Genomic DNA, 12,904 nt, shown 5'->3' on the forward strand with positions numbered 1-12,904 from the left:
TTCGCTGACATAAGTAGAGTCAGCGATTTAAATTTCAAGAAAACACAAATAAGTAAAATCTGCAAAAAATTATACCAGCAGTTAATCGTAAAAGTAGGATTGCCCGACTTCAGCAAAAAAAGAACTCCCGTCGATCACACGGATTGCAACAGATTTGTCTGCAGAATCCACGTCATCAGCGGGAGCTGTACTTATGTATTTTAGGTTAATTCAGAACGTAAGTTGTTCCGTCTCTTCCGTCTTTTAATTCAATGCCTTCAGCAAGCAGCTTATCTCTGATCTGGTCTGAAAGGTCGAAGTTTTTTGATTTTCTTGCCTGATTTCTCAGCTCTATTAAAACTTTTAAAGTTTGATCGAGTTTTTCGTTATTATTTTCTTCGATACTCTGAAGTCCTAAAACGTCAAATATAAAGGCATGTAATGTTGACTTTAAATCTTCAAGATCCTCAACAGAGATTGTTTCTTTACCATCATTTAAAGCAAAAATATATTTCACAGCTTCAAATAAATGAGCAATTAGGATCGGAGAATTGAAATCATCATTTAAAGCATCGTAACATTTATTTTTCCATTCCTGAAGATTGAATTCAGACCGTTTTTCATTATCCGGAGTAATCGAATTTAATACTTTAACAGCCTCCATTAATCTGATGAAACCTTTTTCACTGGCCATCATCGCATCGTTTGAAATATCCAGCACGCTTCTGTAATGTGCCTGCAGGAAGCAGAAACGCACAATAGAAGGATGGAAAGGTTTTTCAAAGAAATCGTTTTCCCCTGTAACCAATTGCATCGGAAGGATATAGTTCCCCGTCGATTTACTCATACGCTGAGAATTCATCGTCAGCATATTGGCATGCATCCAGTAATTAACCGGAGCCGTATCATTGCAAGCCTTCCCCTGTGCGATTTCGCATTCATGGTGCGGGAATTTCAAGTCCATTCCACCACCATGGATATCGAATTTTTCGCCTAAATATTTCGTGCTCATGGCAGTACATTCAAGGTGCCATCCCGGGAAACCTTCACCCCAAGGAGAATTCCATCTCATAATGTGAGCAGGAGATGCTTTTTTCCATAGTGCAAAATCCTGTGGATTCTTCTTTTCGCCCTGGCCGTCAAGATCACGGGTATTGGCAAAAAGCTCTTCGATATTACGTTTTGAAAGTTCACCGTAATTCAATCCTCTTTTATTGTATTCCAGAACATCAAAATATACGGAACCGTTGCTTTCATAGGCAAAACCTCTTTCAATAAGTTTCTGGGTCAATTCGATCTGCTCCACGATGTGGCCTGTCGCTGTCGGCTCAATATTGGGAGGCAATAGGTTGAACATTTCCAACACTTTGTGAAAATCGACCGTATATTTCTGTACGATTTCCATGGGTTCCAACTTTTCAAGACGCGTCTGTTTTACGAATCTGTCGTTATCTACGTTCCCATCGTCTGTAAGATGGCCTGCATCTGTAATATTCCTGACATATCTTACTTTGTACCCCAAATGCATCAGGGTACGGTATATAAAATCAAAGGAAAGAAATGTTCTTACATTTCCCAAATGCACATTGCTGTACACGGTAGGTCCGCAGACATACATTCCGACGTTTCCTTTTAAAATTGGTTTAAATATTTCTTTTTCTCCTGTAAGGGAGTTATATAGTTTTAATTGCATTTTTTTAAGTTAAAAGATTCAATGATTAAAGGATTTAAAAATTAGTTAAAATAATTCTAACCACAACAGATAATTGTCGTGAGAAAAATTTTATTTGAAACTTTTTTAAATATTACCATTATTAAATTGCTTTTAAGTGATATTGCAGATGATCAATATAATCCTGAATAATGTATTCCAAAGTAAAGGTTTGAGGAACTGTTTTTGTTGTATCACAAGTTCTTTTCAAAGCTTCGTCAGGAATATTTTCCACAGTATGAACAATCTGAAAATTCAAAGATTTCCAAAGGCTGATCACTTCCGAAACCGGAATATCCTGATAATTCTGCGCTTTTACCCAAAAGTCCTGATCGTATACAATAGTATCATTTTCTTTGTATTGTGTTACCACAAATCTTCTGATATTGGTAAGAGCACTATCGCAAAGATGGCCTAAAATTTCTTTTTTGGACCACTTTTCCGGTGAAATTTTATAGGACCATTCTTCTTCTGAAATTGTTTCAAATCTCTGAAGTTCGGCATTAACAATATTTTTTAGAATCTGATAGTCCATTTATTAATAATCAAGTTTAGCATGACTTCCCACATAATGCAGGAATTCCTGTCTGGTGATCGGGTTGGTTCTGAAAATACCACTCAATTCTGCCGTAATGGTAGAACTTGCTGTATCTTTTATTCCTCTGCAGTTGACGCATAAATGCTTGGCATCAATAATACAGGCTACATCTTTTGTACCCAATGCTTCTTTCAGGGCATCTACGATCTGCATGGTCAGTCTTTCCTGAACCTGTGGTCTTTTTGCATAATAATCCACAATTCTGTTGATCTTGGAAAGGCCAATCACTTCGCCGTTTGAAATATAGGCAACATGTGCTCTTCCGATGATCGGCAGAAAGTGGTGTTCGCAGAAAGAATATACCGTAATATCTTTTTCCACCAGCATCTGGCGGTATTTATATTTATTGGAGAACGTGGAAATTCCCGGCTTATTTTCAGGAAGAAGCCCTCCAAAAATTTCATTAACATACATTTTGGCAACACGCCTTGGTGAATCTTTTAAAGAATCATCCGTCATATCCATCCCCAGTGTTTCCATAATCTCACCGAAAAGTTCGGTAATTTTTTCTATTTTTTCCTGTGGCGATTTATCAAAAGCATCTTTCCTAATAGGCGTATGTTCTTTTCCTGTGAAAATATCATCGTCGTTATCGGTAAAATCAACCATTTTTATTTAATTTGCAACAAAAATACGGATAAAATCTGTTCATCAATTTCATTTTGGACGAAAAACATTATCCTTTCTCAACTTAGCCTTATGATTATTGTCGAAGAAGTACAGAGTGACAACCAGAAAAAGAAATTTTTAGAATTTCCTGCCCAACTTTACCGGCATGACAAAAGCTATATAAGACCCAGAAATCAGGACATCGAAGAGATTTTTGATCCTGAAAAGAATAAATCTTTCGTGAATGGCGAATGTGCCCGGTTCTTATTTAAAAACAAAGAGAATGAAATAGTAGGGAAAGTGGCCGTGTTCATGTCTACTCTTTATGAGCAGAAACAACCCACCGGCGGAATTGGTTTTTTCGACTGTATCAATGATCAGAAAACAGCGGATTTTATTTTTGACCACTGCAAACACTGGCTTCAGGAAAGAGGCATGGAAGCTATGGACGGTCCTATTAATTTCGGGGAACGGGATAAGTTCTGGGGACTTCTGACGGAAGGTTTTGCTGAACCGCTTTTCGGAATGAATTACAATTTTCCATATTACAAAGACCTGTTTGAAAATTATGGCTTCAAAGTATATTTTGAACAGCTCTGTTTTTCAAGACCGATTTTTGCAGAGGTTTCAAGGATCTTTACCCTAATGCATACCAAGCACAGCAGAAACCCGGCCATCTCTGCAAGACCGATGAAAAAGAATGATCTACCTAAGTTTGCAAAAGATTTTACAGAAATATATAATCAGGCATGGGCTGTCCATGGCGAAGGCAAGCAGCTGGAAGAAGCAAAGGTCCTCAAAATGTTCAGAACCATGAAACCTATCATCAATGAGCATATTTCCTGGTTTGTGTATGAAAATCAAAAACCGATTGCCATGTGGATGAATCTTCCGGATGTGAACCAGTGGTTCAAATATCTGAACGGTAAATTCGGGATTGTTGAAAAGCTTAAATTTTTGTGGATAAAGCAATTCAAAAAGAATGAAAAAATGGTGGGACTGGTATTTGGTGTTGTTCCGGAATGGCAGAAGAAAGGTATTGACGGCTATATGATCTGGGAAGGAACGCAGCACCTGAGAAAGCATACGGATTTTAAAACTACGGAGCTCCAGTGGATCGGAGATTTTAATCCTAAAATGATAAAAATAGCTGAGAGTCTTGACACGACTGTGACCAGAAAACTGGCTACATACCGGTATTTATTTGACCGCACTAGAGAGTTTGAAAGACATCCTATCCTTTAAATAAAAAACCCTGCTATTGATAGCAGGGCTCCTTTCATTTTTGATACTCTATTAGAATAGCTCTCCGGCTACTTTTTTAATATTATCACTTTTTCCCATGGAGTAAAAGTGCAACACAGGAACTCCAAAATCAAGCAATTCTTTGCATTGGGCAATAGCCCACTCGATCCCGATCTGTTTTACCGCTTCATTATTTTTAGCATTTTCCACTTCGTTGATCAGCTCTTCAGGAAGATCTATTTTGAAAACCTGTGGCAGGATCTTCAGGTGCTTTTTGGTCGCAATAGGTTTAATTCCCGGGATAATAGGAACGGTAATTCCCATTTCTCTGGCCTTCGTCACAAATTCAATAAATCTTTTATTGTCAAAAAACATTTGAGTAACGATATAATCTGCTCCGGCATCTACTTTTTCTTTCAGCCATTTCAGGTCATAATTCATGGAAGGTGCTTCCATATGTTTTTCCGGATAACCGGCTACTCCTATGCAGAATTTATTAAGCTCATCACAAGCCTTCTCATCATTGTGGAGGTATTTTCCTCTTCCCAGATCATTAATCTGATGAACGAGATCCATAGCACTGGCATGACCTCCCGGTGTTGGCTCAAAGTATTGATGCCCTTTCATGGCATCGCCTCTCAGGGCCATTATATTGTCTATTCCCAGGTACATACAATCTACCAGAAGATATTCGGTTTCTTCTTTGGTGAAGCCTCCGCAAAGGAGATGGGGAACGGTATCTACATTATATTTATGCTGGATGGCGGCACAAATACCTAAGGTTCCGGGACGCATTCTGGTGATCCGGCGTTCCATCAGCCCATTTCCTTTATCAATATAAATATATTCTTCCCTTGAGGTAGTTACATCTATAAAAGGGGGCTTAAACTCCATAAGCGGATCTATGTTGGTATACAGATCTTCAATTCCGATCCCCTTTTGGGGCGGAACCACTTCTAAAGAGAATAAGGTTTTGCCATTTGCATTTTTTATGTGTTCAGTGATCTTCATTTTATAGTTTAGTTATATTTTTAGCTTTTAAAGAAGTGCCTGTTGATATTTTTTAATCTGCTAAATTGGGTGACAACCACTTTCTTGCTTCCTGAATGCTACAGCCTCTTCTTTCTGCATAATCTTTTAGCTGGTCTTCGGTTATTTTTCCAAGGCCAAAATATTTAGCATGCGGGCTTCCGAAATAATATCCGGAAACGGAGGCCGTTGGGAACATTGCCAGACTTTCGGTAAGAAAAACTCCGGTGTTCTCTTCTACTTTTAAAAGATCCCAGATGGTCTTCTTTTCCAGGTGGTCCGGACATGCGGGATATCCGGGTGCAGGACGGACTCCTTTGTATTTTTCTGCGATCAGATCTTCATTGCTTAAATTTTCCTGGTTGGCATAGCCCCAATATTCTGTTCTTACTTTTTTATGTAAAAATTCTGCAAAAGCTTCTGCGAATCTGTCAGCCAAAGCTTTTACCATGATGGCATTGTAATCATCATTGGCTTTTTCATATTCTTCTGCAAGTTCGTCTGTACCGAAGCCTGTAGTTACACAGAAAGCTCCTACATAATCTGTTTTACCGGAAGCCTGAGGGGCAATAAAGTCACTTAATGCTAAATATTCTTTTCCTTTTGAACGCTGAGCCTGTTGTCTTAAGGTTAAGAATCTGGCCTGTTCTTCATTATTTTCGTCAAAGATTAAGATATCATCAGTATCATTGGAGTTGGCCTTGAAAATTCCGAAGATGGCTTTTGCTTTCAGCAGTTTTTCATCAAGGATTCTTTTTAAAATAACCTGGGCATCTTTAAACAATTCTTTAGCCTGGGCTCCTACCACCTCATCTTCTAAAATATTCGGATATTTCCCGTGAAGGTCCCAGCTTCTGAAGAATGGCGACCAGTCAACAAACGGAAGTAATTCATTCAGATCCTGATCTTCTATTACGGTTACACCTAAATTATTCGGCGTAAAAATATCCTCGTTTTCCCAATCAATGCTGAAATGATTCTTTCTAGCTTCTTCAATGGAAACATAGTCTTTATCAATTTGTCTGTTCAGAAACTTCTCACGGAAATCAGAGTATTCGTCTTTCAAGTCTGAAACATAATCTTTGTTTCTGTCGCCTAACAAGGAGCTCACTACGTTTACCGCCCTTGAGGCATCATTAACGTGAACTACTGCATTTTTATATTTTAAATCGATTTTCACAGCGGTGTGGGCTTTTGATGTGGTTGCACCGCCAATCAACAGAGGAAAATTAAGGTTTTGTCTTTCCAATTCAGAAGCGATATATACCATCTCATCAAGACTTGGTGTGATCAATCCGCTTAATCCGATAACATCAACTTTCTGTTCGATAGCCGTCTGAATAATTTTCTCTGCAGGCACCATAACTCCAAGGTCTACAATTTCATAATTGTTACAGCCCAATACCACACTTACGATGTTTTTTCCAATATCATGAACATCACCTTTTACCGTCGCCATCAGAATTTTTCCGTTAGCTGGCCTTGTGCCGTCTTTTTCGGCTTCAATAAAAGGCTGCAGATATGCCACTGCTCTTTTCATTACCCTTGCAGATTTTACCACCTGTGGAAGGAACATTTTCCCACTTCCGAAAAGGTCTCCCACAACGCCCATTCCGGTCATAAGATTAACTTCAATAACATGCAATGGTTTTGCGGCCTGTTTTCTGGCCTCTTCTACATCTTCTTCAATAAAACGGTCGATTCCTTTTACCAAAGCATGGGTAATTCTATCCTGTAAAGGCCTTGTTCGCCATTCGAGATCTTCAACGATTTCTTTTTTGACGGATTTATTTTTTTCGGAATACTCCAGAAGTCTTTCTGTAGCATCCTCTCTTTTATCAAGGATCACATCTTCCACAAGCTCCAGAAGCTCTTTATTGATCTCATCATATACTTCCAGCATGGAAGGGTTCACAATACCAATATTCATTCCGGCCTGAATGGCATGGTAAAGGAATACGGAGTGCATGGCTTCTCTTACGGTATCATTTCCACGGAATGAAAACGAAACATTACTTACACCACCACTTACAGAAGCATAGGGAAGATTCTGTCTTACCCATTTGGTGGCTTCAATGAAATCGATAGCGTTTCTTCTATGTTCTTCCATTCCTGTTGCCACAGGGAAAATATTCAGGTCGAAAATAATGTCTTCAGCAGGAAAACCAACTTGATTAACCAAAATATCATACGACCGTTTTGAAATCTCAAGCCTGCGATCATAATTGTCTGCCTGTCCTGATTCATCAAATGCCATTACAATGACTGCAGCACCGTATCTTTTTACGGCTTTGGCCTGCTTGATAAATTCTTCTTCACCACCCTTGAGACTGATGGAATTGACGACACATTTACCCTGTGCCACCTGAAGGCCGGCTTCCAGGATCTCCCATTTGGAAGAGTCAATCATGATGGGAATTCTTGAGATATCAGGTTCTGAAGCAATTAAATTCAGAAATTTGATCATAGAAGCTTTTCCATCGATTAATCCGTCATCGAAATTGACATCAAGAATCTGTGCGCCACCTTCTACCTGATGGCGGGCAATATCAAGTGCTTCAGAGAATTTCTCCTCTTTGATCAGTCTTAAAAATTTTTTGGAGCCGGCAACATTGGTTCTCTCACCAACATTGATGAAATTACTTTCCGGCGTTATAATAAGAGGCTCAAGGCCCGACAATCTTAAATATTTCATTAATTTTTATTCTTCTAAAATATAATAGGCGTTGTTTGCATTCTGCCGCAGCAGATCTACATGCTTGCCTAAAGCAGTAAAAATTGGAAATCTTTTATAAGCTAAGTTGTGTTCTTTTGCAAATTCTTCGATCTCTTCTGTGATCTCGTTATAATACATATAGCTGTAATTCGGAAAAAGATGATGGGCCACATGAAAATTAAAATTCCCCAAAATATTTCTCACCAGCCAGTTATTTTCTTTTAAATCATTGGTTACCTCAAACTGGTGACTGAGCCAGCTGAACGGAAGCCCATTCTTTGAATCCAGTTTTGGGAAAGCATTATCAGGAAGCGGATGCAGAGGCAATAATACAAAGAGCGCAAAAATGCTCGCCGCAATGATCTGAAGGCCCCATGCTCCTAAAGCCAAGCCTATGGATACTTTAAAGAACAGGATAGGCACTACGATCTGATAAAAGAAATAGAACAGCTTGTAAATGACCATTTTTATTTTTTCAACGAAGGGAATGGAACCCTGGGTCTTTAAAATTACTCTTTCTTTATCAAAAAAATCTCTGAAATCCCTGATAAACATCCAATTGAACAGGTAAAGAGGGTATACCAGGAAGAAAAACCTGTGCTGGAATTTCTGCACACCTTTTGCCTTAACCCATGGAACTATTAAAAGCAGACCGCTCTGCTCTATATCCGTATCCCATCCATCCACATTCGGGTAGGCATGATGACTGGCAATATGCCTCTTTTTCCAGATGTATGAATTCGCTCCTACAAAGTCAAAAATATGCAGTACCAGCAAGTTCAGTCTTTTACTTTTATAAATGTTATTGTGAGCTGCTTCATGGATCAGGTTTAAATAAATAAGTACCAAGGAGATTCCCATTAAAACAAAGCTTCCGATATATATCCAGGGTTTGTCAGCATTAAATAAAGCAAAGAAATACAACGCAAAATAGACCAAAGGCAGAATAACCGCTTTGATCTGAATATAGATGTCCCTGTTTTCGGGAATTTGTTCTAAACGCTGATTCACTTTCTTTCTCAGTTCATTAAAAAGTCTTATATCCTCTGAATTTTTCAAGTAACTTGGCTTTTCCATAATGTTAAATTTTGTGACTCATTTAAAGATAACATTTATAATCAAGCACTTACTCCATATTTTAATTAAAAAAATCTATTAAATCATGCAAATTTTTTCAATTTTCTTGGAGCATATTCTGCTACCAGATCTGCAATGGCTTTGATGTGGTCCGGCGTGGTTCCGCAGCATCCGCCTATAATATTGATCAATCCCTTCTCTACATATTCTTTAATCTGTCTTGCCATATCTTCCGGTGTCTCATCATATTTTCCGAAAGCATTCGGAAGTCCGGCATTCGGATAGGCTGAAACATAAAATTCTGAATTATGGGCTAATGTTTCCAGATACGGCGTCAGCTGATCAGCACCAAGGGCACAGTTGAAACCGACACTCAGCAAATTTAAATGTGATACTGAGATCAGGAATGCCTCTGCCGTCTGTCCACTCAAAGTTCTTCCTGAAGCATCTGTAATGGTACCGGAAACCATGATTGGAATTTTTATATTCCTTTCTTCCTGAATCTCATCAATCGCGAAAAGAGCTGCTTTTGCATTCAGGGTATCGAAGATGGTTTCTACCAGAAGAATGTCCGAACCACCATCAAGCAAAGCTTCACACTGTTGTTTGTAGGCTAGTCTTAATCCTTCAAAAGTGATTGCTCTGTATCCCGGATCATTTACATCCGGACTTAAGCTTGCCGTTCTGTTGGTTGGACCAATTGACCCTGCTACAAATCTTGGTTTGTCGGGATTCTTAGCGGTAAACTCATCACAGGCTTTTCTTGCGATTTTTGCTGATTCGTAATTCAGTTCGTACACCAATTCTTCCATATGATAATCTGCCATAGCGATTGTTGTTCCTGAGAAAGTGTTGGTTTCGATAATATCAGCTCCTGCTTCCAGATATTTTTTATGAACTTCTTCAATTGCCTGAGGCTGGGTCAAAGAAAGCAGATCGTTATTTCCTTTTACCGGATGTTCCCAGTCTTTGAAACGTTCGCCACGATAATCTTCTTCTTCAAACTTGTAACGCTGAAGCATAGTTCCCATGGCGCCGTCAAGAATTAATATTCTCTCGGATATTGCCTGGTATAGTTGTTCTGAATTTTTCATTGTATAAATTTTGGCTGAAGCCATTTAAGTTATTTCATTAAACATATATTGAATTAATCCAGGGCTTGCTTTAAATCTGCTATGATATCATCCACATGCTCAAGACCTACCGAACAGCGTACCAGACCTGCGGTAATACCTACTTCGTTTCTTTCCTCATCGGTCAGTTTTGAATGGGTAGTTGATGCCGGATGGGTTACAATCGTTCTTGTATCTCCTAAATTGGCAGAAAGCGAGCACAATTTTATTTTATCCAGGAAGTTTCTTCCCCCTTCTATTCCGCCTTTAATTTCAAAAGCTACGATATTTCCACCCAACTTCATCTGTTTTTTAGCAATTTCATAACTTGGATGGGATTTCAGGAAAGGATATTTTACCAATTCTACATTGGGATGGCTCTCTAAAAACTCAGCCACCTTCAAGGCATTCTCACAATGTTTTTCAACACGGATAGCCAATGTTTCAAGACTTTTTGACAATACCCACGCATTGAAAGGTGACATCGCCGGTCCGGTATTTCTTGCAAAAAGATAAATCTCTCTTATAAGGTCGGCTTTTCCTACAGCTACTCCACCTAATACTCTTCCCTGGCCGTCAATAAGTTTTGTTGCAGAATGTACAACAACATCTGCCCCGTATTTAATGGGCTGTTGCAGATAAGGCGTTGCAAAGCAGTTATCTACAATAAAGATTAGGTTATGTTTTTTTGCAATCTGCCCAAAAAACTCCAGATCCAGAATCTCAATAGCCGGATTGGTTGGAGTTTCGAGATACAAAATTTTTGTATTAGGCTTAATATACTGCTCTACATTTTCCGCATCTCCAGCTTTAAAATAAGTGGTTTCGATATTCCATTTCGGGAAATACTTGGTAAACAAGGTATGTGTAGATCCGAACACCGACTGGCAGCTGACAATATGATCACCGGCATTCAATAAAGCCGCAAATGTTGAATAAATGGCAGCCATTCCCGTTGCAAATGCATACCCGGCTTCTGCGCCTTCCATTATTGCAATCTTATCAGTGAACTCTGTCACATTAGGGTTTGAAAAACGGCTGTACAGGTTTTTAGGTTTTTCTTCAGCGAAGCTTGCTCTCATATCTTCTGCATCCTGAAATATAAAACTGGATGTAAGATATAATGGTGTTGTATGTTCATCAAACTGGGTTCTTTCAGTCTGGGTTCTTATCGCTGATGTTTCAAAATTTTCCATATAGTTTTAAAATGTAGCAATGTATCAGTTTAACAATGTAACAATGAGATCATTGGTAAATTAGTACATTGTTAAATTGTTATATTAAATTATTATTTCGTTTCACTTACTCTTAAAATATCTCCGAAAACTCCTCTTGCTGTTACTTGGGCCCCGGCTCCGGCTCCCATGATCACGATTGGGTTTTCGCCATAGCTTTCTGTATAGATCTCAAAAATAGAATCTGAACCTTTCAGCTGACCTAATGCAGAGGTACCCGGTACAGAAACCAATTTCACATCAAGCTGACCTTTGTCTTTCTGAAGATCGCCATGAAGATCGCCCACATAACGAAGCACATGTCCTGGCTCCTGGCCCTCTTTAATTTTCCGATATTCTTCATCCAGCTCATCCAGTCTTGAGATAAATTCGTTTTTATCTACGGACAAAAGGTTTTCAGGAATTAAATTTTGAATATTGATATCCTGGAATTCATTGATCAGATCTAATTCCCTGGCCAGAATCAGAAGTTTCCTTGCGACATCATTTCCGGAAAGGTCTTCACGCGGATCGGGTTCTGTATATCCTTTTTCCATCGCCTCTCCAATAATGGTTGAGAATTTATCGTTTCTCACAGAGAAATTATTAAAAATATAGCTCAATGATCCGGAGAATACTCCTTTTATTCTGGTAATATTTTCTCCTGAAAGGTGTAATAGTTTTATGGTATCAATCAATGGAAGGCCTGCTCCTACATTGGTTTCATAGAGATAACGTCTGTTATTTTTGCTCAACGTATATCTTAGTTTACGGTATTCTTCTATTGGAAGAGTATTGAAAATTTTGTTGGATGAAACCAGATCAAAACCGTTTTCAGCCAGTGCATGGTAATTTTTCACAAAATCTTTGCTTGCCGTATTATCTACCACGATCAGGTTTTCCAGCTGGTTTTCTTTTGAGAAGTTGATTAATTCCTCAACATTTGACGGATGTTCTGCTGTTAAAACCTCATCATTCCAATTTGTATTAAAACCTTTTTTATTGAATGCAATTTTTCTTGAATTGGCTACTGCAACCACTTTAAGATCTATTTTTTTACGTCTTTTGATTTCTTCAGAAGATTGTAAAACCTGCTCTATTAAAGTCTTGCCTACATTTCCGTGACCAATGATTGCCAAGTGAACGGTCTTAGGCTTTTTGAAAATTTCGGATTCAATGATATTCTTCGTTTTCTCATCCTGGGAAGAGGTAACGACAATATTCACTCTCTTTTCGGCCGCAACCTGGTTGAGAAGAAGTGGAAAGACATTATTTCTGGCTAATTCTGCAAGTACTTTATTGAAATCTTCCGCCACAAACCCAAGTACGGAAACATTATTGATGCTGTAAATCTGTGAAACCTTTCCTGATTTCCTTTCTGCTTCAAACTCATCGATCAGGCAAGTCACTGCTTTTTCTGCATCGGCCTCATTTACCAGAATAGATATTCCGTTTTCAATAGCCTGTTGGGAGATCACTCCTACACTGATGCGCGCCAAAGTAAGCGCTTTAAAAATTCTTCCGTCGATCCCGATTTCACCCAGGAAATCTTCTCCTTCAAATTTGATGATTGATCTGTTCTTTAAAAACTTTATTTCGTTAGCATTTCTCATT

Annotated in this window: 10 protein-coding genes; 1 reads left to right on the forward strand and 9 read right to left on the reverse strand. The window is 38.6% G+C overall.

Annotated elements, in window-relative coordinates; genetic code table 11:
* Window positions 1-205: 205 nt before the first annotated feature.
* From cysS to folE, 3 genes are all read right to left on the reverse strand, one after another.
* Entirely contained in the window at window positions 206-1,672 is a 1,467-nt protein-coding gene (cysS, locus tag V6R96_RS00545) for a cysteine--tRNA ligase (RefSeq protein WP_336377689.1), read from the reverse strand.
* Window positions 1,673-1,793: 121 nt separating this feature from the next.
* Window positions 1,794-2,225: a DinB family protein gene (locus V6R96_RS00550; protein WP_336377690.1), complete on the reverse strand. Its 432-nt coding sequence runs from the start codon at window positions 2,223-2,225 to the stop codon at window positions 1,794-1,796.
* Between the two features lie 3 nt (window positions 2,226-2,228).
* Window positions 2,229-2,897, reverse strand: coding sequence for a GTP cyclohydrolase I FolE (folE, locus tag V6R96_RS00555; protein WP_047376638.1), 669 nt, complete (start codon window positions 2,895-2,897; stop codon window positions 2,229-2,231).
* 90 nt (window positions 2,898-2,987) lie between these two features.
* On the opposite strand from folE, the gene V6R96_RS00560 reads away from it, so the two are divergent.
* A complete protein-coding gene (locus V6R96_RS00560) occupies window positions 2,988-4,142 on the forward strand; it encodes a hypothetical protein (protein ID WP_336377691.1) in 1,155 nt (384 codons plus the stop codon).
* A 51-nt stretch (window positions 4,143-4,193) separates the two neighbouring features.
* Here the strand turns inward: V6R96_RS00560 and metF are convergent, their stop codons facing one another.
* From metF to V6R96_RS00590, 6 genes are all read right to left on the reverse strand, one after another.
* Window positions 4,194-5,153 carry a methylenetetrahydrofolate reductase [NAD(P)H] gene (metF, locus tag V6R96_RS00565; protein WP_111957203.1) on the reverse strand — a complete coding sequence of 320 codons (960 nt, stop codon included), beginning with the start codon at window positions 5,151-5,153 and terminating at the stop codon, window positions 4,194-4,196.
* Between the two features lie 52 nt (window positions 5,154-5,205).
* Entirely contained in the window at window positions 5,206-7,866 is a 2,661-nt protein-coding gene (gene metH / locus V6R96_RS00570; RefSeq protein ID WP_336377692.1) for a methionine synthase, read from the reverse strand.
* A gap of 6 nt (window positions 7,867-7,872) precedes the next feature.
* Entirely contained in the window at window positions 7,873-8,964 is a 1,092-nt protein-coding gene (locus V6R96_RS00575; protein WP_336377693.1) for a fatty acid desaturase, read from the reverse strand.
* Between the two features lie 83 nt (window positions 8,965-9,047).
* Window positions 9,048-10,058 carry a homocysteine S-methyltransferase family protein gene (locus tag V6R96_RS00580; protein WP_111957427.1) on the reverse strand — a complete coding sequence of 337 codons (1,011 nt, stop codon included), beginning with the start codon at window positions 10,056-10,058 and terminating at the stop codon, window positions 9,048-9,050.
* A 53-nt stretch (window positions 10,059-10,111) separates the two neighbouring features.
* Window positions 10,112-11,272 carry an O-succinylhomoserine sulfhydrylase gene (locus tag V6R96_RS00585; RefSeq protein WP_111957194.1) on the reverse strand — a complete coding sequence of 387 codons (1,161 nt, stop codon included), beginning with the start codon at window positions 11,270-11,272 and terminating at the stop codon, window positions 10,112-10,114.
* 92 nt (window positions 11,273-11,364) lie between these two features.
* A complete protein-coding gene (locus tag V6R96_RS00590; RefSeq protein ID WP_336377694.1) occupies window positions 11,365-12,903 on the reverse strand; it encodes an ACT domain-containing protein in 1,539 nt (512 codons plus the stop codon).
* Window position 12,904 lies beyond the last annotated feature (1 nt).

Source organism: Chryseobacterium sp. CCNWLW53, assembly GCF_037083525.1.
Classification (GTDB): Bacteria; Bacteroidota; Bacteroidia; order Flavobacteriales; family Weeksellaceae; genus Chryseobacterium; species Chryseobacterium lathyri.

Coding starts and splice junctions, on each gene's coding strand:
- folE (WP_047376638.1), bottom strand. CDS start 2,897: ATGGTTGATTTTACCGATAACGACGATGATATTTTCACAGGAAAAGAA.
- V6R96_RS00575 (WP_336377693.1), bottom strand. CDS start 8,964: ATGGAAAAGCCAAGTTACTTGAAAAATTCAGAGGATATAAGACTTTTT.
- cysS (WP_336377689.1), bottom strand. CDS start 1,672: ATGCAATTAAAACTATATAACTCCCTTACAGGAGAAAAAGAAATATTT.
- metF (WP_111957203.1), bottom strand. CDS start 5,153: ATGAAGATCACTGAACACATAAAAAATGCAAATGGCAAAACCTTATTC.
- V6R96_RS00590 (WP_336377694.1), bottom strand. CDS start 12,903: ATGAGAAATGCTAACGAAATAAAGTTTTTAAAGAACAGATCAATCATC.
- metH (WP_336377692.1), bottom strand. CDS start 7,866: ATGAAATATTTAAGATTGTCGGGCCTTGAGCCTCTTATTATAACGCCG.
- V6R96_RS00585 (WP_111957194.1), bottom strand. CDS start 11,272: ATGGAAAATTTTGAAACATCAGCGATAAGAACCCAGACTGAAAGAACC.
- V6R96_RS00560 (WP_336377691.1), top strand. CDS start 2,988: ATGATTATTGTCGAAGAAGTACAGAGTGACAACCAGAAAAAGAAATTT.
- V6R96_RS00580 (WP_111957427.1), bottom strand. CDS start 10,058: ATGAAAAATTCAGAACAACTATACCAGGCAATATCCGAGAGAATATTA.
- V6R96_RS00550 (WP_336377690.1), bottom strand. CDS start 2,225: ATGGACTATCAGATTCTAAAAAATATTGTTAATGCCGAACTTCAGAGA.